Consider the following 19,831-nt stretch of genomic DNA (forward strand, 5'->3'; position numbering starts at 1 on the left):
AATAGCTCGGATAGGATTGGAATGGATAGAATATAAATCAATCTTTTTAATCTTTGTATTTCTATATACCGTCCGGTTTTCGTACTTCTCAGGAGTGATTTCCGTACTTCATGGGTACGGTTTTCAGCCCTCCGGCGTACCAGAACGGGATTTCTTGAAGTCGGTGTTCGGAACCGCTTCATAGGATTTTGGGAAAATGCGGTTGGGTTTTCCACAGCCCTGCTTCTGGATCTCCACCAGTCCGGCGTATTGCAGTTCCCGCAGGGTATTCACCGCTTTCTGCCGCCCACAATGGAGCAGTGTGACCACTTCACAGATAGGGTAATACAGGAAAATCCGTCCGCAGTCATCCGCCCACCCATTCTTGCGGGATAACTCTGTCCGGCGCAGGATAAAGGCGTACAGAACCTTTGCCTCGTTGGACAGGGGCTTGAATGTGGGGGCTTCAAAGAGAAAATTCGGGAGCCGGGTGAAGCTGAACGCCTTTTCCGGCTGGTGGATATAGATGGTATTTGTCATAGTTCGTTTTGTGGACGGTTAGAAGCCCGTTTTCCGGGGCGGGCGATACTTTATACCACCTGCCCCGGTTTGGGGCTTGCAAAGCCTGATAAATCAAGGCTTTTTTCGCTCCTAACTGTCCACAGCAGACCTCCTTTTCCGTTCACTTTCTGTTTTCTGCCGCCTGTGAACTCTGGCGGCACAGCCGGGGCAGTATTTTGCCCGGTTGGATTTGGGGACGAACACGCCACCGCAGACCGCACAGCGTTTCAAGTCCTTATCCCGGAAAATTTCCGCTTCCAGCGTCCCGTCCAGCGGCAAGACCGCCCAGCGGAACCACTTACAGCAGACCGAGAAAGAAATCGTCTGCGGGCAGGTGCAGGTGTCCCCATCATCAAGGACAATGCAGTTGCCGTCCTCACAGCAACAACACTCCCGGCGTATCAGGCTGGCCGCCTGTTTTCTCTGCGCCGGTGTCATGCGGTAAAGGGAACCGTCCGGCCTGCGTTCCAGTGGCGGCAAGTCTTTATAGGGGTTATCTCTCATGCGTTCCCTCCATTTTGCTTTCCGTTGCCGTTCTCCCCGAAAAGGTTTCCTGCCCCATTCCTGCGGCGTGTTCCGGCGTTGGCACGCTCCCCGCAGCTTCGGGACATTTTGTCTCGAAGTCCGGTTCCTTGCGGTGCTTCCCCAGCCGGGGTATTCCTTTTCGGACGGTCATTCTGTTTTCAAGGTGCTGTCCATCGATGAACTACCCTAAGTCTACACGAAAAAAATGCAATCCCCGGAATTTTGCGAGAATTGCATTTTGATGAAGTTTACACTTTGGATATTGCATTTTTGCAATCATTCTGTATAATGGAAGTATGCGGAGGAGGTGCGTATCTATGGCTTTACCCGGAACACCCGGACAGCGGATTTCCGATTTATGCAACGGGAACCACATCACACAAAAGGAACTTGCGGAGAAGATAGGGGTTTCCGCTTCCCAGTTGAGCCGCATTGTCAGCGGCGAAACGAGAACGGTCAGCAGTGATATTCTCATAGGCGTGGCAAAGGAATTTAAGGTATCGACAGACTACATACTGGGCTTATCCACCGTGAGCGTCCGTAAAAGCTACGATATTTCTGAATTAGGCTTGTCCGAGGGAGCCGTGAGGGGGCTCGTGACGGGTGCTGTTGATGTGCAAATCCTCAACCGCCTGTTGGAACACAGGAATTTTCCTAAGCTGATAGATTTGATACGGATTTATTTTCAGGACACAGCGGCAAAAGGCATAACAGCAAGAAACCAGCTTATCGAGATAGCAACGGCTTCCCTGTCCGACCTGATGAAAGAACACCCGGAACACCGGGCGGAAGCAAAGCAGGATTTACAGCTTTTGAACGCCCAGAAGATGGGGGAACATGAGGCGGAGATTGAGAAAATCAAAAATGTGTTCCTTGCTATCCTGCGGGATATTAAGAAAGACATTGACAACGGGGAACAGCCGGGAGAAGCTGTGACCGCCGCGATGTTCCAAGCCATGCGGGACGCATTGGCGGAACAGAAGCAAAACCCGCTTTCCATTGACGATGTAGCGGCGATGGTTGCCGGACAGATCGGACAGCTTACGCCGATGGATGAAGAAACTGCCGACCTGTTCAAGCAGTTGGCAAAAAAGATGATGAAAGGAATAGAATAATAGCCTGTTATTCGAGATAATAATATGCCATTAGTAAAGCATGACTACCCTGTTTTAGAGTACGATACCGCATCAAAAGCTGTTTTTCAGCCGGGAAATGGGAAAAAATGTTTTCCTGCAAAAGCAGTGTTTGCTTTTTTAGGAGACGAGGTTGAAAATTATGCACATACCCATGATGGAATACAGATAGATGAATTTGAAAGTGCAACAAGACGATATCCTATTTATGAATGTCTTTATAATCAGGAGAAAATATGTCTATGTCCGGCTCCTGTGGGAAGTGCTGCTGCCGTCCAAGTTTTAGAATATTTAATTGCAGGGGGTGTAACAAAGATTATTTCCGTCGGCTCCTGTGGCGTATTGGAAGACATCCCGGAAAATAGATTTTTGATACCTGTTTCTGCATTGAGAGATGAGGGAACATCTTACCATTATCTTCCTCCCTCCCGAGAAGTAGAGATTTCAAAGGCTGGTATAAATGCGATTGAATCTGCTTTAAGCCAAAAGAATATACCATATTGGGAAGTTAAAACATGGACAACAGACGGTTTTTATCGAGAAACAGTAGAAATGGTTCAGTATCGGAAAGAAGAGGGATGTCAAGTAGTAGAAATGGAATGTTCCGCATTGGCGGCGTGTGCAAAATTTAGAAAAGTTACATGGGCTATGCTGCTTTTTTCAGCCGATACTCTTGCAGACCCTCATAAATACCAAGAAAGAGAATGGGGAAAAACAAGTATATCCATAGCCTTAGAATTAGCCTTAGACGCTGTTTTATCAGTTGTTGAGGAGTAAAAATAAATACATATAGGAGTTACAATGAATATAAATGAATTTCCACAACAAGTAAATCAAGTTATTTCAATAGCAGAAACCATATTACAAGATCAAATATTGGGGATATATTTATATGGTTCAGCAACAATGAATGGGCTGCGTCCAGATAGTGATATAGATATACTGATAATTACTAAACAAGAATTGAGTAATTCAATCAGAGCAGATCTAACAAAGCAATTATTGAAAATTTCTGGCTCCGTAGGCTGTATTGAAAAAAGACCTTTAGAGGTAACTATTATCAATCAATCTGATATTGTTCCGTTGCAATTTCCGCCAAAATGTCAGTATATGTATGGTGAATGGCTAAGGGGAGAGATGGAAGCAGGAGAATATCCGCAAGCCTGCAATGACCCAGATATAATGATTTTATTATGGCAAGCAAGAAAAAATAGCATAACTTTGAAGGGGGCGGAAAGCAAAGAGCTTATTCCCGCTATCCCATTTCACGAAATTAAAAAAGCAATTCGGTTTTCTTTACCTGGTTTGATTTCCAGCTTTAAGGGTGATGAAAGAAATGTGTTATTAACCTTATCACGAATGTGGTTTACTTTAGTAACAGAAGAAATCACGACAAAAGATGTTGCCGCAAAATGGGTAATTTTAAAATTGCCGGAGAGATTTTCCCCCCTGCTAACAACGGCAAAGGAAGCTTATTTGGGAAATTTGTCTGATGAATGGGAGACAGTAGAAAAGGAAGCGATGGCACTTGTAGAATATATGAAAAAACAAATTGAGGAATTACTTAGAACAGAGTAGCAAAGTTAGCGGGGCCAATCAACGGTCAAGATGAACGGCGCATAAATGCGCCGCCGTTGACAGTCCCGCCCGTCTTTGCTGATGGGCAATCAAGGCGGGAAAGCCCTAAAATGGCTTCCCGCCCATTTCAATCTTGAGAGAAGAAACGCTCCAAAATCAGAAAGAGAGCGGTAAATCTGAATTGCGAGGGAGAATGTAGATGAATCAAGGAAGAATTATTGTGATTACAGGTTCGCCGGGAACAGGAAAGACAACAACTGCGTCGATTGTCGCAAAAGAATCGAACATGGATAAATCTGTGCATATGCACACAGACGACTTTTTTCATTATTTAAGCAAAGGAGCAATACCGCCGCATTTACCAGAGTCCAACGAACAAAATTTAGTTGTCATTGAAGCCTTTTTAGAAGCTGCAAAGCGCTATGCCCGCGGCGGATATGATGTAATTGTAGATGGAATTGTCGGGCCGTGGTTTTTAGAACCATGGAGAGCCCTTGTTCGAGAAGATTATGAAGTACACTATATTGTTTTAAGAGCCAGTAAAGAAGAAACTATGAAACGAGCTGTGGAACGTTCAAAATTAGACAGAAAAACAAATGTTGAATTAGTAGAAACAATGTGGGAGCAATTTTGTAATTTGGGGATATATGAATCGAATGTTATAGAAACGACAACCTATTCTATCCAAGAGGCTGTTTTTGCAGTAAAAGAAAAAATTTCAAGTGGAGCCGCATTGCTATCTTAAACGATTTCTAAAAATCGAAATTTCATTTATCAGAGAAATAGCAAAGCCAGTCAACGGTCAAGATGAACGGCGCATTTCATGCGCCGCCGTTGACCGTCCCGTCTGGCTTTGCTGATGGGCAATCAAGGAGGGAAAGCCCTAAAATGGCTTCCCGCCCATTTCAATTATGAGAAAAGAAACACTCCAAAATCAGAAAGAGAGCGGCCAAGCACTTTGAGGGATTGGTCGCCTTGTTCACCCATTCAGCGGGACGGCGGGTGGCGGTCAAGGCCGGGTGTAAGCCCGTTCATTTCAGCCTTGACGGTTGCCCGCTGTCCTGTTACTTTTCCGGGAGTGTAGCCACAACTTCGGGACACTTTGTCCACAAGTCGGAGCGTAGGACGAGGGACGGGGGCTTTCATATACGCCCAGTCTGCTGTTGAAACCAGACCTGTGCTTACGGCTCTACGCCACGCAAGCACAGCCCTGTTTTCCTGCCGCTTCAAATGCCCTTGCCCTCCCCGGCGGCAACGGCATTTTCACGGCAACGCCGACAGAGCGTATAACACACTACACTTTGCTTCGCAAAGTCGTGTGCCAAATGGGGGCGTTGCCCCCTTTGGAAACCCCCACAAGAAAAGGCGGTACGCTACCCCTCCACGGGGCGCATACCGCCTTTTCTTGTTATCCAGCCCTCTGGCTGTATCGGTTGAGCAAAAGTCAGCGTGGGATTATTGATGTGGTATCTTTATCTAAGTGAACCCCCTCTTTCCCATTTGGATATTGATTTATCTGTAACACCAATTAATTCAGCCAATTCTTTTTGAGTCATGTTTTTTTCTTTTCTACAAGATGCAATAAATTTTCCTACTTTTTTTATATCCATATCTAAAACCTCCTCCTAACTGAATTATAAAACATTTCAAAGTGTAAGTATAGAAACGGAAAGTAGAATGAGTGGAATTTAAGTTCTTATGAGTGAAATAATCAGCTTAATTCTCTCGGTTTAGTGCGATAGTCAATAAAAAAATAAATATATCTAAGTTTTAGATGTTTATTATTATACAAATGTTTCTACAGATGATTGAATCATTGATTAAATTCTCTAAAAAACTAAGATTTCATAAATGTCAAAATATAAATATACGTTATGACTGGTTATTTGATATAATTTCAATAGATTCATTATGAAAAAGCTATATTTTTTAGATAAATATTTGACATCAAGGATAGTGTTAAAAAATGTGATGAATTTTCAAAAACAATATATGAAAGGAAAATATTTATGCATTATAAAAAAGTAAAAGGGATTTTATCTTCGTCAAATGGAATGAACTTATATCGAGGATGTACTCATGGCTGTATATATTGTGACTCAAGAAGTCATTGTTATCGTATGGAACATGATTTTGAGGATATTGAAATTAAAGAAAATGCTATTGAATTGTTGGAACAGACTCTAAAAAGAAAACGATCAAAGTGTATGTTGAGTACAGGTTCTATGACAGATCCCTATATTCCTCTTGAAAATGAAATAGGTTATATGCGAAAGGCATTATCATTAGCATATAAGTATGGTTTTGGTTTTACTTTCATCACAAAATCTAATCGTGTATTAAGAGATTTAGATTTATTAAAAGCGATTAATGATAAAACAAAATGTGTTGTACAAATGACATTAACAACTTATGATGAAGATTTATGTCAAATGATTGAACCAAACGTCAGTACAACTTGTGAAAGAGTGGAAGTCTTAAAGCAACTTCGTGATGCTGGTATTCCAACAGTTGTCTGGCTTTGCCCAATTCTTCCATTTATTAATGATACGAAAGAAAATATTATAAGTATTTTAAATGATTGTATTGAAGCCAAGGTTTATGGTGTTATCTGCTTTGGGATGGGGTTAACACTTCGTGAAGGTAATAGAGAATATTTTTACAATCAGTTAGATCATTTGTTTCCTCATATGAAAGAAAAATATATACGAACTTATGGAAATCAATATCAACTTTATAGTTTAAAGAATCATCAGTTAATGGAGATTTTTCATCAGATGTGTGAGGAACATGGCATTATACATGATAATAAACAGATATTTGAGTATTTAAAGAAATTTGAAGATAAAACGAAAAATGTTCAATTGAGCTTATTTGATATAGACTTATAAAAGATGTAAGAATGAAGAAATATTTATGTTATTTTCTATAAAAAATATTCATGGTAAAATAGGATTTGTAAGTAAAAGAAGTGAAATGATGACTTTTGATTATAAAAAAGAATATAAGGAATTTTATATGCCTAAAAAGAAACCCAATATTATAACAATACCTCCCATGAATTATCTGGCAGTCAAAGGGAAGGGAAATCCTAATGATAAAAATGGAGATTATCAACAAACCATTAGTCTTTTATATAATATAGCTTATACAATTAAAATGAGTTATAAAAGTTCGTATCAGATAGATGGCTTTTTTCAATATGTTGTTCCACCATTGGAAGGTTTTTGGTGGCAGGAAGGAGTCAAAGGAATGGATTATCAAAGAAAAGATGATCTGCAATTTATTTCTTTGATTCGATTACCAGATTTTGTCAAAAAGGAAGATTTTGATTGGGCCATCCATACAGCAACGCAAAAAAAAGAAACAAGATTTTTCAAGGGTGGAATTTTTAACCTATGATGAAGGGTTGTGTGTGCAGTGTATGCATATTGGCAGCTATGATAATGAACCTCAAACTGTATCACTGATGCATGAATATATGGAAAGTATGGGTTATGAGCTGGATATTCATGATCATAGATTTCATCATGAAATTTATTTAAGTGATCCTAGAAAAGCAAAGATTGAAAAATTAAAAACAGTGATTAGACATCCTATCAAGAAAAGATAATAGAAAAGGGGAAAAGTGATATGAGTTGTTATATACGACAGTGTCAAATTGATGATGTTGAAGATATTTATCAATTAAATAAAGAAGAAATGGGTTATGACTATCCTATAGAACTTACAGCTAAGAAAATAATGGCTTTATGTCAGTCGTCATGTGATCGCATTTTTGTTGCAGAAGAAAGTGGAAAGGTTATTGGATATGTTCATGCTAATAACTATGATACGCTTTATTTTGGACACATGAAAATATAATGGGAATTGCTGTAACATCGTTACATAAACGTCATGGTATAGGTTCTTTACTTTTGGCAGAGGTAGAAAAATGGGCACATGAGGATAATGCTATAGGTATTAGATTGGTTTCTGGTGGAATGAGAAAAGGTGCTCATGAATTTTATCGTAAGAATGGTTATATTCACGAGAAAGAACAGATCAATTTTAAAAAATATTTTTAACATATAATAATTTTTTTGTGTTATGGAGGTGTATAGATGAGTTCGCTATTTGAAAATACTTGTAATACAAGGTTATTATTTAAAAATGATACACGTTTTATAAGAAGTGATGTCCCTATAAAGTTAACTGAAGATGAAATACAATGGCTCATTCATCATAATGTACGTACTATCTTTGATTTGCGCAGTGAAAATGAACGTTTCAAGCAACCAAGTTTATTTGAAAACGATACACGTTTTATTTATCATCATACACCAGTGACGGGTGGCAATCATATTCCACGTACTCCTGAAGAAGTCAGTTTATCATATATTCATATGGTAGATGAAAACATGTGGAAAATCATATACATGATGCTTCATGCTTCTACGCATGTCCTTTATTTTTGCAATGCTGGTAAGGATCGCACAGGAATTGTGTCAGCCATTTTAATGCTTTATTTTGGAATGGATCATGAAAGTATTGTTGAGGATTATTTGATATCCAAAGATAATTTACAAAAAAGATTAGAAATGTATGTTCAAAATCATCCTCATATAGATATGAATGTGATTACACCACGACGTGAATATATAGAACGATTTTTAGAAGATTTTGAACAGCAATATGATTTACAGATGATTAAAAAAATGGAAAATAATTTTTAATTGAAGAGTCATATTTTTTCAAATCTCCAATATCTTTATGTTATAATAATAGTATGAGTAAAGGAGGAATTTGATATGGCTCAAAATTTAAAATTTACTGTTACAGATCCAGTTGGTTTATATGCAACACCTACAACTGAATTGGTTAATACTGTGAAACAATTTTATTGCCATGTAACATTAAATTATGGTAATAAAAGTGTCAATTTAAAAAGTATGATGGGAGTTTTATCTTTAGGAATTCCAACGAAAGCACAAGTTGAAATTATTACTGACGGTGAAGATGAAAAAAAAGCAATTGAAATAATTAAAGATAAAATTAATGAATTAGGAATTTCAACAATTGAATAGTTATATAGGGTATTCAGTGATGAATACCTTTTTTTGTAAGGGGAATCATTCAAAAGATTTGAGAAAAACGAAGAGATGTGAGATACTAAACAAAAGGGGGTTTGATTCATGATTCAATACATTAGAAAAAGAGATGGACGTATGGATGTCTTTGATGTCAATAAAATTGCAGGAGCTATTTATAAGGCGTTCCAGGCAACAGAAGCAAAATATGGTCTAGATGCAGCTATTCATTTGGCACATATTGTAGAGCAGAAATTAGAGGATCGTCATACAGAATTGCCAACAGTAGAGCTGGTACAGGACACTGTAGAGGAAACATTAATAGAAAAAGGGTATGTACGTATTGCAAAAGCTTATATTTTGTATCGTGCTGAACGTACACGCTCTAGAGATCGAAAATCACGTTTAATGAAAACATTGGAAGAAATTACTTTTCAGGATGCTAAGGATAGTGATTTAAAACGAGAAAATGCGAATGTGAATGCTGATGCACCAATGGGAACAATGTTAAAATATGGGGCTGAAGCAGCCAAACAGTTTAATGAGATGTTTGTTTTAAATCCTTTACATAGTGCAGCACATCGTTCTGGCGATATACATATTCATGATATGGATTTTTTGACATTGACAACAACCTGTACCCAAATAGATATTATTGATTTGTTTAAAGGTGGTTTTTCAACTGGTCATGGAGTTTTGCGTGAACCTAATAGTATTACGACATATTCTGCTTTAACTTGCATTGCGATTCAATCTAATCAAAATGATCAGCATGGTGGACAGGCTATTGTGAATTTTGATTACGGAATGGCTGAAGGAATTAAAAAATCATATCGTAAGTGGTATTTGAAAGCTATTGAAGAAGCATTAACATTATTAACTGATGTCAATGTTGCAGATGTTATGGCACAGTTGAAATCATTAGATCATCAGCCTTCTTTAAGTTGTCAAAATTATGCTATAGAAGAAAAAGATGTATTGATGCATAATCATATATCTCCACAAATTATTGAGCGTATTCAAAAATTTGCAAGTGAAAGAGCATATCAGGATACTGATAAAGAAACATATCAGGCTATGGAAGCATTAATTCATAATTTAAATACGATGAATTCTCGTGCAGGAGCACAAGTACCATTTAGTTCATTGAATTATGGCATGGACACATCAGTTGAAGGAAGAATGGCTATTCGTAATGTCCTTCTTGCAACGGAGGCTGGCTTGGGTGGTGGAGAAACACCTATTTTTCCAATTCAGATATTTAGAGTTAAGGAAGGCATTAATTATCAAAAAGGTGAACCTAACTATGATTTATTCCAATTAGCATGTCGTGTTTCAGCAAAGCGTTTATTTCCTAATTTTTCGTTTGTTGATGCAACGTTTAATAAACAATATTATAAAGGAACACCAGAAACAGAAATTGCATATATGGGATGTCGTACTAGAGTTATGGGGAATATTTATGATCCAACTCGTGAGATTTCTCCAAGACGTGGGAATTTAAGTTTTACTTCTATTAATTTACCTCGTTTAGCGATTAAATCAAAAGGTGATATTGATGAATTCTTTATTAAGCTGGATCAATTAATGGATTTATGTATAGATCAATTATTAGAAAGATTTGAAATTCAGTGTAAAAGACGTGTGATGAATTATCCATTTTTAATGGGACAGGGTGTTTGGCTTGATTCAGAAAAATTAAAATCAACAGATGAAGTCAGAGAAGTATTAAAACATGGGACTTTAACGATTGGATTTATTGGTTTAGCCGAAACATTAAAATCTTTGATTGGTTATCATCATGGTGAAAGTGAAAAGGCACAAATTTTGGGATTACAAATTGTAGCGCATATGCGTCGTCGTGTTGATGAAGCCTGTCAGAAATATCATTTAAACTTTTCTTTAATTGCCACACCTGCAGAAGGATTATCAGGACGTTTTGTAAAACTAGATAGACAATTATATGGAAAGATTGAAGGAGTCACAGATCGAGAATACTATACGAATAGTTTTCATGTTCCTGTTTATTATCCAATCAGTGCTTTTGATAAAATAAGAATTGAAGGACCTTATCATGAACTCACAAATGGAGGACATATTAGTTATATTGAAATGGATGGTGATCCAACAAAGAATTTACCAGCTTTTGAAAAAATTGTAAGAGCTATGCATGATGCCAATATGGGATATGGGGCTATTAATCATCCTGTTGATCGTGATCCTGTTTGTGGATATAATGGCATTATTAATGATGTTTGTCCTCAATGTGGTCGTAAAGAAGCACCTCATGAAGAATTTGAAAGAATTAGACGTATCACAGGTTATCTTGTAGGAACGCTTGATCGTTTCAATGATGCCAAAAGAGCAGAAGAAAAAGATCGTGTTAAACATGGAATCAACAAAGATTAGACTATATGGTGTTGTTCATGATTCAATTGTAGATGGGCCTGGTTTACGTTATACTCTATTTACACAAGGGTGCTTACATCATTGTCCTGGCTGTCATAATCCTGAAAGCTGGGATATAAATGGTGGATATGAAGAAGATATTGAAACAATTGTTGCTGATATTTTAAGTAATCCACTTTTAGATGGTATAACCCTTTCTGGAGGTGAACCATTTTTACAAGTGAAGCCTTTGAAAATATTGGTTTCTCAAATCAAAGCTCAAACTTCTTTACATATTATGATTTATAGTGGATATGTCTATGAAGACATTCTTAAACTTGGACAGGATGCCATTGATTTATTATCGTTATGCGATACATTGGTAGATGGACGTTTTGTATTATCACTACGTAGTTTAGAATTGATTTATAAAGGTTCATCTAATCAAAGAATCATAGACATTCATAAAAGCCTCCAACAAGGACGTGTTTATGAACAAAAGGTGAGTGAATATGGAGAATTTATTGATTGAATAAATTTATTGATTGAATAAATTCTCTTCTTTTTATAAAAGTTATTTTACTGTATAATAAAAAAGACAAGGAGGACAAGTATGAAGCCATTATTATGTTTTGATGTTGATGGTACATTAAGAGATAATGTTCATCATCAAGTGTCGTTATCAACACAAAAGGCGTTACGTCTATTAAAGAAAAATGGATATCATATGATTATTTCCTCAGGGCGAGGAATTGATTCATTAACACGAACAGGACTTATGGATATGTTTGAATGGGATGGATTTGTTTGTAATAATGGTCAGGTTGTTTTAGATGCCTATAAAAAAGAAATTTTTCACGCATCCATGGATCCTCAGGCCGTACAGGAAGTTTTATCTATAGCGAAACAATATAATTATGCTGTGACATTAAAATCTAAGCAACGTATTATTTCTAAGGAACCTGATGAATATGTTTTGCAGACACAAAGATATTTTCAAAATCAGATTCCTCCAGTAGGAACATATTGTGGTCAAGAAGTCGATGCGATGATTGTATATGGACCACTTGGCTATGATTATGCACCTTTTCAAAAAGTATCTGGAGTTCATGTTTTGCCTGGAGAATCTACATATGCTGATATTACAATTGCTGGATTATCAAAAGCAACAGGAATTCAAAAACTGATGCATTTATTAGGACTTCAGGAATATATTGCTTTTGGAGATTCTTTAAACGATGTCGATATGTTTAAACATGCCTCTCAAAGTGTAGCAATGGGGCAAGGAAATGAAAAATTAAAATCTATCGCTACTTTTATTACAAAACCTATTGATGAAGATGGTATATATTATGCATGTCTTCAACTGGGATTGATTCAAGAAGGAGAGTTATAATGACAAAAGAAGAAGCAACAAAAAAAGCGCATCAAATGAGCGCATATTTAGAAAGTGAGCAGGCTGATGAACAAACACATGATTTTGATGATTTATGGCAAAGTCTCTATGATATTTGTCAGCTGGCGACTTATGGAATTGTAGAATTAACGCCAGAAGAAATAAATGAAGCAATAGACTGGCTTAAAGAAACACAATCACTCACAAAATTATATCAGACAACAGAAATTTATTTTTCATAGGAGGGATTGGAAATGAAAGTTGTTGATATGCATTGTGATACAATTTCTGAGATATATTTACAAAGACAATCAAATCAAGATATATCATTAAAACAGAATAACCTGAATATAAGTTTAGAAAAAATGCAACAAGGTGATTACCTTTTACAAAACTTTGCCATGTTTACACCTTTGCATAAAACTGATAATCCTTTTCAATATGCGCATGATCTGATAGACACTTTTTATCATGAAATGAATCAGTATTCAGATATGATAGGCGTCATTAAAAATTATCAGGATATTATCAATAATATGAATCAGCATCGTATGAGTGCTATGTTAACGCTTGAAGAGGGTGCTGTTGTACAAAATGATCTTCAATATTTGCAACATTATTATGATTTAGGTGTGCGCATGATTACGCTCACATGGAATTTTTCTAATGGTATAGGTTATCCTAATTTTTCAAGAGATGATGACAATCATGGCTATCATGCCTGTGATACAAAAAATGGTTTAACTGAATTTGGCAAGGCATATGTTCAAGAATGTGAACGTTTAGGAATCATTATTGATGTTTCACATCTTTCAGACGCTGGATTTGAAGATGTTTATCGTTTGACTACTAAACCGTTTGTCGCTTCACATTCCAATGCGAGAAGTGTTTGTCCACATGCGCGTAATTTAACTGATGAGATGATTTTAAAACTCGCAAGTCGTGGTGGAGTCATGGGGATGAATTATGCTGCTGACTTTTTAACAGAAAATGATGAAGAAAAGTGTTTATCAAAAATAGATGATATTGTCAAACACATTTTATATATTAAAAATTTAGCTGGTATTGACTGTATTGGTCTAGGAAGTGATTTTGATGGTATTCCACCATATTTAGAATTAAAAGATGCCTCTTATCTTCCAAAGTTAGAACAGGCATTAAAAGAAGCGGGATTAACATCGTTGGAGATTGAAAAAATATTCTTTAAAAATGTATTGAGAGTTTATCAAGATGTTCTTCAGTAAATAAAAAAGCAGATAGGTGGGAGTCCTCATCTGCTTTTTTGATATCAGTTTGGGAAAGGATATCATGAAGTAGTCAAATTTGAAGGGAAAACAAATTATTTTTGACTACACATATAATCTAACAAATTATTTTGTATAAAATTTCATGCAATTGTCAAAAAATATGTGATTGTTTTTGATGTTACATAAATGGGACTATATTTCATAAATCATTTTGTGATATAATCATATAAAGTCGAAATATGGAGGTTAGCTCTTTATGAAAAAGTGTGTAATGTTTTTGATATGTGTGTTTTTGTTAGTAGGTTGTCAAGTTCATTCCTCACAACCTCTATCATCTCAATTTCATGAAAAGCCACTTGATAGAAAAGTTTATCAATATCATGATTATCTTTTATATATTTATGAAAACGATGAAAAGCAAAATGGTTTTACTTTTGAATTTGAACTCAATCAATCTGGAATCGGGGATTTTGCTACTTACCAGGATGATTCTCATCAACAGGCAACATGTATACTATCTCATCAAAAAGACTGCCAATTGACATTTACTTTTGGCAAGGATTATGTTATTGTGAAAATAACTGATGAAGAAAATTATTTGAGTGCTGATTTGTCTGGGCATTATGTATTACAGGAGGATTTATCGTGAAGAATTTGTTTTATAGGCTGATTATCTTTTTAGATACAGCTCAAGAAAATGATACCAATTATAATATTGCCTGGTTCATGGCTAATAATTTTTATCGTATTGCGAATATGCGTATTAGTGAGTTGGCCGCAGAATGTTTTGTTTCACCAGCAACGATTTCACGTTTTTGTCGTGCTTTAGGCTATGAAAATTTTGCGCATCTTAAACAGGAATGTTATACATTCCATTCACATGATAAAAAATTCAATAATCTTATTAATATTTCACTCGAAACAATGAAGGATTCTCCTTTACAGGCAACGCAACAATATATCCAACAAGTTATTCAATACATTTCTGACTTACCAAAGCTTTTAGATTGGAATGAAGTTGATGCAATCTTAAAATTAATTCATGATAGTGAATCAGTTGCTTTTTTTGGTACACAATTTTCACAAAGTGCAGCTTTACACTTACAAACAGATTTACTGATGTTAGAAAAGTTTACAATGGCATATATGGATTCTTCACGACAGCTAGAATGTGCAAAACAATTAAATCAAAGCAGTGTAGCAATTATTATGACTGTTAATGGATATTTCGCAAACAGTAATGCAAAGATTTTACAGTATATAAAAAAATCAGGATGTCAGGTTGTTTTGATGACTTGTCATCCACAGTTGGATTTAAAAATACCAGTTCATCATAAGTTAGTATTAGGTCAATCTAAAAACAGAAAAACAGGTAAACATAGTTTGTTAACTGCAGTAGAACTTATGTCACTGAGATATTATTGTTTATATTATCCTTCACTTCAAGAATTAAAGGGGCATCTTCTTTAATTCTTTTTTTCTTGTGGTAGGATAGAAAATTATATATAATAAACATAATAAAAGAAGGTGAAAACATGAGGGAAATAAAACAGGAAGATATTATACAGGCAGTCAAAACATTATGCATAGAGGCTAATTATCAATTGCCTCAAGATGTTCGAAATGCGATTGATCAGGCAAGTCAAACTGAAGATGGTCAATTGGCTAAACAGACATTATCTATTTTAAAAGAAAATGCAAAAATGGCTCAATCATTGTCAGTCCCTATCTGTCAGGATACAGGGATGGCTTGTTTATTTGTTGAAATAGGACAAGATGTTCATGTGCAGGGATCTTTACAGGAGGCTTTACAGGAAGGTGTTCGACAGGGATATCAGGAAGGATATTTAAGAAAAAGTGTTGTTGATGATCCTGTTTTTGATCGAATCAATACAAAAGATAACACACCTGCCTTGATTCACTATGAAATTGTGGAAGGTGACAAATTGAAAATCATTGTTGCTCCAAAAGGTTTTGGTAGTGAAAATATGAGTCAGGTCAAAATGCTCAAACCAAGTGATGGGGTAGAAGGAATTAAAGATTTTGTTTTAAAAGTTGTGGAAGAAGCAGGACCTAATGCTTGTCCTCCTATGGTGATTGGAGTTGGTATTGGAGGTTCTTTTGATTATGTCACATATCTTGCGAAAAAAGCGATGCTCAGAGATATAGGAACACATCATAGTGATTTGCGATATCAACAATTAGAAGAAGAATTATTAGAAAAAATTAATCAGTTAGGTATTGGACCAGCTGGCTATGGAGGGAAAACAACAGCTTTGTCATTGAATATTGAGACATATCCAACGCATATTGCAGGAATGCCAGTTGCTGTTTCTATCTGCTGTCATGTTGCCAGACATAAGGAGGTTATTTTATGATCAAACATATGACAACACCTTTGACGCAATCACAGGCTCTTGCCTTGCAAGCTGGCGATCAGGTTTTATTATCAGGTGTTATTTATACTGCCAGAGATGCGGCACATAAACGCTTGGTGGCTTTAATAGAAAAGGGAGAAGAATTACCATTTGATGTTAAAGATCAAATTATATATTATGTTGGACCTACTCCAGCAAAACCAGGACATGTTTTTGGCAGTGGGGGACCGACAACATCTGGACGCATGGATGCTTATGCGAAAGCACTTATGCAGCTAGGTTTGCGTGGAATGATTGGTAAAGGCTACCGTCAAGATCATGTCAAACAAGCTATAATGGACTATCAGAGTATTTATTTTGGAGCAATTGGAGGAGCAGGCGCTTATATTGGACAATGTATTCAATCTTGTGAAGTCATTGCTTTTGAGGATTTAGGGCCTGAAGCTATTCGTCGTTTAGTAGTCAAAGATTTACCTTTAACTGTTGTGATTGACTGCTATGGACATGATTTATATGAAATGGGTAGAAGTCAGTATTTAAAGGAGCATAACCATGACAATTCATGATTATAATGAAGTTGATATTTTATATACTCTGATGTCTTATGTGAATGTTTCTTCACCTCAAGACATGTATTATGCGATTGCTCATACTATTTTAACTCATATAGATCAGATTCCAAGTATCAGTATTAATGATTTGGCAGACCTTTGTTATACCTCTCCAGCAACAATCTCACGTTTTTGTAAAGATATGAATTGTAAAAGCTTTGTGAATTTTAAAAACGAAATTGCTATAGCTTTAGAAATTGCACGCAATGAAATTCATTTATCAACTCAGGATGCTCAAAAAGTTTCGGAAGATCCTGATTATTTAAAAAAGAAAATGTATCATGAAGCAATGGAGTCTTTGGCACTTGTTGAAAAATCTATTGATATGAAAGATATTGATCGTATTTGTGAAATGATATACCAGGCTAAAAAAGTACATATGTTGGGTTATCAGTTTAACAAGATTATATCTAATGATTTTCAAATGAAGATGCTAAAACATCGTAAATTTGTTTATGCGTTTGTTGAACGTGGTGATGAAATTCAAAGATTGGATATTATAGATAAAGATAGTCTGGTTATTATTATTACTGTTCGTGCCAGAGAACAGCTGATGAAAGCATTAATAGATAAAATTAAGGAACATCATCCAAAGATTTTATTATTAACAATGAATCAGACATATCAAAATGATGATATAGATTGGATTTATCGTATTGATGGTACTGAAAGTCAATACAGCGAATCTTCATTACAGGGAACAATGAATTTTTTAAGTTTATTGAATTTAATATATGTTCGATATGGATTGTTATATCGAGAATAGGAGAAAGTATGTATAGTTTTTTAAATGATTATAGTGAAGGAGCACATCCTCAAATTTTAGAAGCATTAAATCAGACAAATCTGATTCAGACTGTTGGTTATGGTAAAGATGAATATTGTCATCTGGCTCAAAAAGTCATTAAAGAACGTATTCATAATGAACAGGCTGATGTTCATTTTCTTGTTGGTGGAACACAAACAAATATGTTAATGATTTCATATGCTTTGAAACATTATCAGGCTGTTATTGCCTGTGATGAAGGACATATTCAGGTTCATGAAACGGGTGCTGTTGAAGGAGCAGGACATAAGATTTTAACACGTCCACATGTCCATGGTAAAGTGACATGTCAAATGATTGAAGACATTTGTCAGCAACATACAGATGAACATATGGTTCAACCTCGTATGGTTTATATTTCTCAAACAACAGAATTAGGAACTTATTATACGCGTGATGAATTAAAAGCACTTTATGAAGTCACAAGAAAATATGATTTATATTTATTCTTAGATGGAGCAAGACTTGGAAGTGCTCTGGTTTTACAAGATGCTCCAACGCTTGAAGAAATTGCACAATATGTTGATGCCTTTTATATCGGTGGAACAAAAATGGGTGCTTTGTTTGGGGAAGCTCTCGTTATTATTCATGATGATTTAAAACCTCAATTTCGTTATCATATGAAAAATAAAGGGGCTATGTTAGCAAAAGGACGATTGCTGGGCATTCAATTTTATGAATTGTTTAAAGATCATTTATATGAAGATATTGGTCTTCATGAAAATCGAATGGCTGATATGATACGTCAGGCATTGATTAAAAAAGGAATCCCACTTTATGAGCCTTCTGCCACTAATCAGATTTTTGTGGATTTACCACAAAATACTTTAGAGGCTATTGAAAAAGAGTTTATGGTGACGCATATGGGAGCTATTCCTGGTGGTGAGCGTGTACGTATTGTCACTTCATGGGCAACTTCTCAAGAAGCTGTATTATCGTTTGTTTCGCTTATTGAAAATCTTTGATGGAAGATAGACGATTGCACTGTACAAGACATGAGACTTGTATTATAATAAATTTTAGGGAATACCCTAATATACATAGAAATGGAGATTATAGTATGAATAAAAATGAATTATTAGAAAAAGTTTCTTTAGCATCAGGTTTAACAAAAAAAGAATCTGAAGCTGCAATTAATGCTTTTTTAGAAACTTTAACTGATGTATTAAAAGCAGGAGATAAGATTTCTTTAAAAGGTTTTGGAACTTTTGAAGTTCGTACAAGAGAAGCTAGAATGGGACGTAACCCAAGAACTGGTGAAACAATGGAAATCGCTGCTAGTAAAGTTCCTGCATTTAAAGCAAGTTCAGCTTTAAAGAATGTTGTTAATGGTAAATAATGAGATAAAAAAGCTGTGATGACAGCTTTTTTATTTTAAGAAATGATTCAATATAATAAAAAACCTATAAAGATTTGATTAATCTTTATAGGTATTATTTTATTTAATAATGATTCCTTCGCAAGGTGCACCAGCAGCATTTGATTCATCAGTATCGATATGCATTGCTAAAGCATAGCTATCGCTGACACGGCAGACAACATCACCAAAAACAAGTGAACGGTCAGCTGATTTCACTTCAACACTGACAACATCTTTATCTTGTACTCCAAATTCTTGGGCATCAGCAGGTGTCATATGAATATGACGTTTTGCAGCAATAACACCACAAGAAATTTCAACTTCACCAGCAGGACCAACCAATTTGCATCCAGCAGTTCCTTCGATATCTCCAGATTCTCTAATTAATGCTTTGATTCCTAATGATCTAGCATCTGTTAAAGAGACTTCAACTTGAGTTTGAGCACGTGTAGGTCCTAAAATAGACATTTTTGTTTCACCTTTTGGACCAATAACAGTGACTTTTTCCTGACAGGCAAATTGTCCAGGTTGTGATAAATCTTTTTTGTTTGTTAAAACATATCCTTTACCAAATAAAGTTTCTAAATCTGCTTGTGATAAATGTACATGTCTAGCAGAAGTTTCGACTAAAATTGTTTTTCCCATAAAATATCCTCCTATAACATACTTATCTTACAACTTTTTTGTGTGTTTGCAAAGGAATTTGTTTCTTTTTGATAAAAAATATGAAGTTCACAAAATGAAGATATAGATTTTCAGGAAATGAAAAAGGTAACGTTT

At 35.8% G+C, this 19,831-nt stretch carries 27 protein-coding genes; 23 read left to right on the forward strand and 4 right to left on the reverse strand.

Going from position 1 to position 19,831, the window contains the following annotated elements; all coding sequences use genetic code 11:
* Positions 1–123: 123 nt before the first annotated feature.
* A complete protein-coding gene (locus B5E48_RS03535) occupies positions 124–519 on the reverse strand; it encodes a replication initiator protein A (RefSeq protein ID WP_087304112.1) in 396 nt (131 codons plus the stop codon).
* A gap of 111 nt (positions 520–630) precedes the next feature.
* Positions 631–1,044 carry a cysteine-rich VLP domain-containing protein gene (locus B5E48_RS03540; RefSeq protein WP_058722955.1) on the reverse strand — a complete coding sequence of 138 codons (414 nt, stop codon included), beginning with the start codon at positions 1,042–1,044 and terminating at the stop codon, positions 631–633.
* Between the two features lie 338 nt (positions 1,045–1,382).
* Here B5E48_RS03540 and B5E48_RS03550 point away from each other — a divergent pair, with 338 nt between their 5' ends.
* From B5E48_RS03550 to B5E48_RS03565, 4 genes are all read left to right on the forward strand, one after another.
* A complete protein-coding gene (locus B5E48_RS03550; RefSeq protein WP_002578724.1) occupies positions 1,383–2,180 on the forward strand; it encodes a helix-turn-helix domain-containing protein in 798 nt (265 codons plus the stop codon).
* Positions 2,181–2,204: 24 nt separating this feature from the next.
* Entirely contained in the window at positions 2,205–2,975 is a 771-nt protein-coding gene (locus B5E48_RS03555) for a nucleoside phosphorylase (protein WP_002578723.1), read from the forward strand.
* Between the two features lie 24 nt (positions 2,976–2,999).
* Positions 3,000–3,776: an aminoglycoside nucleotidyltransferase ANT(9) gene (gene ant(9), locus B5E48_RS03560; protein WP_087304113.1), complete on the forward strand. Its 777-nt coding sequence runs from the start codon at positions 3,000–3,002 to the stop codon at positions 3,774–3,776.
* Between the two features lie 199 nt (positions 3,777–3,975).
* Complete coding sequence (locus B5E48_RS03565) at positions 3,976–4,521, forward strand: P-loop nucleotide/nucleoside kinase family protein (protein ID WP_002578721.1); 546 nt, start codon at positions 3,976–3,978, stop codon at positions 4,519–4,521.
* Between the two features lie 727 nt (positions 4,522–5,248).
* Here B5E48_RS03565 and B5E48_RS03580 read toward each other — a convergent pair.
* Positions 5,249–5,386: a helix-turn-helix domain-containing protein gene (locus B5E48_RS03580; protein WP_087304114.1), complete on the reverse strand. Its 138-nt coding sequence runs from the start codon at positions 5,384–5,386 to the stop codon at positions 5,249–5,251.
* A gap of 399 nt (positions 5,387–5,785) precedes the next feature.
* Between B5E48_RS03580 and B5E48_RS03585 the strand changes: the two genes are divergently transcribed.
* From B5E48_RS03585 to B5E48_RS03665, 19 genes are all read left to right on the forward strand, one after another.
* A complete protein-coding gene (locus B5E48_RS03585; protein ID WP_087304115.1) occupies positions 5,786–6,667 on the forward strand; it encodes an SPL family radical SAM protein in 882 nt (293 codons plus the stop codon).
* 25 nt (positions 6,668–6,692) lie between these two features.
* On the forward strand, positions 6,693–7,178 hold the full coding sequence (locus B5E48_RS14070) for a GyrI-like domain-containing protein (RefSeq protein WP_255376260.1): 486 nt from the start codon (positions 6,693–6,695) through the stop codon (positions 7,176–7,178).
* A 22-nt stretch (positions 7,179–7,200) separates the two neighbouring features.
* Positions 7,201–7,389 carry a GyrI-like domain-containing protein gene (locus B5E48_RS14075; RefSeq protein WP_479684558.1) on the forward strand — a complete coding sequence of 63 codons (189 nt, stop codon included), beginning with the start codon at positions 7,201–7,203 and terminating at the stop codon, positions 7,387–7,389.
* Between the two features lie 20 nt (positions 7,390–7,409).
* Positions 7,410–7,640: a hypothetical protein gene (locus B5E48_RS13760; protein ID WP_206407307.1), complete on the forward strand. Its 231-nt coding sequence runs from the start codon at positions 7,410–7,412 to the stop codon at positions 7,638–7,640.
* Complete coding sequence (locus B5E48_RS13765; RefSeq protein WP_206407308.1) at positions 7,640–7,843, forward strand: GNAT family N-acetyltransferase; 204 nt, start codon at positions 7,640–7,642, stop codon at positions 7,841–7,843. The genes B5E48_RS13760 and B5E48_RS13765 overlap by 1 nt, the downstream gene beginning before the upstream one ends.
* Positions 7,844–7,879: 36 nt before the next feature.
* Positions 7,880–8,491 carry a tyrosine-protein phosphatase gene (locus B5E48_RS03600; RefSeq protein ID WP_087304116.1) on the forward strand — a complete coding sequence of 204 codons (612 nt, stop codon included), beginning with the start codon at positions 7,880–7,882 and terminating at the stop codon, positions 8,489–8,491.
* Between the two features lie 75 nt (positions 8,492–8,566).
* Positions 8,567–8,842, forward strand: a complete 276-nt coding sequence (locus tag B5E48_RS03605; protein WP_087243040.1) for an HPr family phosphocarrier protein — start codon at positions 8,567–8,569, stop codon at positions 8,840–8,842.
* Positions 8,843–8,950: 108 nt separating this feature from the next.
* Positions 8,951–11,254 carry an anaerobic ribonucleoside triphosphate reductase gene (locus B5E48_RS03610; RefSeq protein ID WP_087304117.1) on the forward strand — a complete coding sequence of 768 codons (2,304 nt, stop codon included), beginning with the start codon at positions 8,951–8,953 and terminating at the stop codon, positions 11,252–11,254.
* On the forward strand, positions 11,235–11,765 hold the full coding sequence (gene nrdG / locus B5E48_RS03615) for an anaerobic ribonucleoside-triphosphate reductase activating protein (RefSeq protein ID WP_087304128.1): 531 nt from the start codon (positions 11,235–11,237) through the stop codon (positions 11,763–11,765). The genes B5E48_RS03610 and nrdG overlap by 20 nt, the downstream gene beginning before the upstream one ends.
* 81 nt (positions 11,766–11,846) lie before the next feature.
* Positions 11,847–12,629, forward strand: a complete 783-nt coding sequence (locus B5E48_RS03620) for an HAD family hydrolase (RefSeq protein WP_087243036.1) — start codon at positions 11,847–11,849, stop codon at positions 12,627–12,629.
* Entirely contained in the window at positions 12,629–12,871 is a 243-nt protein-coding gene (locus B5E48_RS03625) for a hypothetical protein (protein WP_087243034.1), read from the forward strand. The genes B5E48_RS03620 and B5E48_RS03625 overlap by 1 nt, the downstream gene beginning before the upstream one ends.
* Before the next feature lie 12 nt (positions 12,872–12,883).
* Positions 12,884–13,873, forward strand: coding sequence for a dipeptidase (locus B5E48_RS03630; RefSeq protein WP_087304118.1), 990 nt, complete (start codon positions 12,884–12,886; stop codon positions 13,871–13,873).
* Between the two features lie 259 nt (positions 13,874–14,132).
* Positions 14,133–14,525 (forward strand): putative periplasmic lipoprotein, encoded by a 393-nt coding sequence (locus tag B5E48_RS03635; protein WP_087304119.1) that lies wholly within the window; start codon positions 14,133–14,135, stop codon positions 14,523–14,525.
* Positions 14,522–15,346 carry a MurR/RpiR family transcriptional regulator gene (locus B5E48_RS03640; protein ID WP_087304120.1) on the forward strand — a complete coding sequence of 275 codons (825 nt, stop codon included), beginning with the start codon at positions 14,522–14,524 and terminating at the stop codon, positions 15,344–15,346. Before B5E48_RS03635 ends, B5E48_RS03640 begins: the two co-directional genes overlap by 4 nt.
* A 65-nt stretch (positions 15,347–15,411) precedes the next feature.
* A complete protein-coding gene (locus tag B5E48_RS03645) occupies positions 15,412–16,254 on the forward strand; it encodes a fumarate hydratase (RefSeq protein ID WP_087304121.1) in 843 nt (280 codons plus the stop codon).
* Complete coding sequence (locus B5E48_RS03650) at positions 16,251–16,820, forward strand: Fe-S-containing hydro-lyase (RefSeq protein ID WP_087297094.1); 570 nt, start codon at positions 16,251–16,253, stop codon at positions 16,818–16,820. The genes B5E48_RS03645 and B5E48_RS03650 overlap by 4 nt, the downstream gene beginning before the upstream one ends.
* On the forward strand, positions 16,807–17,631 hold the full coding sequence (locus B5E48_RS03655) for a MurR/RpiR family transcriptional regulator (protein WP_087297095.1): 825 nt from the start codon (positions 16,807–16,809) through the stop codon (positions 17,629–17,631). Before B5E48_RS03650 ends, B5E48_RS03655 begins: the two co-directional genes overlap by 14 nt.
* 8 nt (positions 17,632–17,639) lie before the next feature.
* Entirely contained in the window at positions 17,640–18,656 is a 1,017-nt protein-coding gene (locus B5E48_RS03660; RefSeq protein WP_087304122.1) for a threonine aldolase family protein, read from the forward strand.
* The gene (locus B5E48_RS03665; protein WP_158097255.1) at positions 18,656–19,030 is read left to right on the forward strand and encodes an HU family DNA-binding protein; all 375 of its coding nucleotides are present in this window, start codon (positions 18,656–18,658) and stop codon (positions 19,028–19,030) included. The genes B5E48_RS03660 and B5E48_RS03665 overlap by 1 nt, the downstream gene beginning before the upstream one ends.
* Before the next feature lie 99 nt (positions 19,031–19,129).
* Here B5E48_RS03665 and pduL read toward each other — a convergent pair whose 3' ends face one another.
* Entirely contained in the window at positions 19,130–19,696 is a 567-nt protein-coding gene (gene pduL / locus B5E48_RS03670) for a phosphate propanoyltransferase (RefSeq protein ID WP_087297098.1), read from the reverse strand.
* Between the last annotated feature and the right edge of the window lie 135 nt (positions 19,697–19,831).

It is taken from the genome of Massilimicrobiota sp. An105 (assembly GCF_002161155.1).
GTDB lineage: Bacteria > Bacillota_I > Bacilli_A > Erysipelotrichales > Coprobacillaceae > Allocoprobacillus > Allocoprobacillus merdigallinarum.

Excerpts from the sequence above, each read along its gene's own strand:
- B5E48_RS03535 (WP_087304112.1), bottom strand. The coding sequence starts at position 519 with ATGACAAATACCATCTATATCCACCAGCCGGAAAAGGCGTTCAGCTTC.
- B5E48_RS03540 (WP_058722955.1), bottom strand. The coding sequence starts at position 1,044 with ATGAGAGATAACCCCTATAAAGACTTGCCGCCACTGGAACGCAGGCCG.
- B5E48_RS03550 (WP_002578724.1), top strand. The coding sequence starts at position 1,383 with ATGGCTTTACCCGGAACACCCGGACAGCGGATTTCCGATTTATGCAAC.
- B5E48_RS03555 (WP_002578723.1), top strand. The coding sequence starts at position 2,205 with ATGCCATTAGTAAAGCATGACTACCCTGTTTTAGAGTACGATACCGCA.
- B5E48_RS03565 (WP_002578721.1), top strand. The coding sequence starts at position 3,976 with ATGAATCAAGGAAGAATTATTGTGATTACAGGTTCGCCGGGAACAGGA.
- B5E48_RS03580 (WP_087304114.1), bottom strand. The coding sequence starts at position 5,386 with ATGGATATAAAAAAAGTAGGAAAATTTATTGCATCTTGTAGAAAAGAA.
- B5E48_RS03585 (WP_087304115.1), top strand. The coding sequence starts at position 5,786 with ATGCATTATAAAAAAGTAAAAGGGATTTTATCTTCGTCAAATGGAATG.
- B5E48_RS14070 (WP_255376260.1), top strand. The coding sequence starts at position 6,693 with ATGTTATTTTCTATAAAAAATATTCATGGTAAAATAGGATTTGTAAGT.
- B5E48_RS14075 (WP_479684558.1), top strand. The coding sequence starts at position 7,201 with ATGCATATTGGCAGCTATGATAATGAACCTCAAACTGTATCACTGATG.
- B5E48_RS13760 (WP_206407307.1), top strand. The coding sequence starts at position 7,410 with ATGAGTTGTTATATACGACAGTGTCAAATTGATGATGTTGAAGATATT.
- B5E48_RS13765 (WP_206407308.1), top strand. The coding sequence starts at position 7,640 with ATGGGAATTGCTGTAACATCGTTACATAAACGTCATGGTATAGGTTCT.
- B5E48_RS03600 (WP_087304116.1), top strand. The coding sequence starts at position 7,880 with ATGAGTTCGCTATTTGAAAATACTTGTAATACAAGGTTATTATTTAAA.
- B5E48_RS03605 (WP_087243040.1), top strand. The coding sequence starts at position 8,567 with ATGGCTCAAAATTTAAAATTTACTGTTACAGATCCAGTTGGTTTATAT.
- B5E48_RS03610 (WP_087304117.1), top strand. The coding sequence starts at position 8,951 with ATGATTCAATACATTAGAAAAAGAGATGGACGTATGGATGTCTTTGAT.
- nrdG (WP_087304128.1), top strand. The coding sequence starts at position 11,235 with ATGGAATCAACAAAGATTAGACTATATGGTGTTGTTCATGATTCAATT.
- B5E48_RS03620 (WP_087243036.1), top strand. The coding sequence starts at position 11,847 with ATGAAGCCATTATTATGTTTTGATGTTGATGGTACATTAAGAGATAAT.
- B5E48_RS03625 (WP_087243034.1), top strand. The coding sequence starts at position 12,629 with ATGACAAAAGAAGAAGCAACAAAAAAAGCGCATCAAATGAGCGCATAT.
- B5E48_RS03630 (WP_087304118.1), top strand. The coding sequence starts at position 12,884 with ATGAAAGTTGTTGATATGCATTGTGATACAATTTCTGAGATATATTTA.
- B5E48_RS03635 (WP_087304119.1), top strand. The coding sequence starts at position 14,133 with ATGAAAAAGTGTGTAATGTTTTTGATATGTGTGTTTTTGTTAGTAGGT.
- B5E48_RS03645 (WP_087304121.1), top strand. The coding sequence starts at position 15,412 with ATGAGGGAAATAAAACAGGAAGATATTATACAGGCAGTCAAAACATTA.
- B5E48_RS03650 (WP_087297094.1), top strand. The coding sequence starts at position 16,251 with ATGATCAAACATATGACAACACCTTTGACGCAATCACAGGCTCTTGCC.
- B5E48_RS03655 (WP_087297095.1), top strand. The coding sequence starts at position 16,807 with ATGACAATTCATGATTATAATGAAGTTGATATTTTATATACTCTGATG.
- B5E48_RS03660 (WP_087304122.1), top strand. The coding sequence starts at position 17,640 with ATGTATAGTTTTTTAAATGATTATAGTGAAGGAGCACATCCTCAAATT.
- B5E48_RS03665 (WP_158097255.1), top strand. The coding sequence starts at position 18,656 with ATGGAAGATAGACGATTGCACTGTACAAGACATGAGACTTGTATTATA.
- pduL (WP_087297098.1), bottom strand. The coding sequence starts at position 19,696 with ATGGGAAAAACAATTTTAGTCGAAACTTCTGCTAGACATGTACATTTA.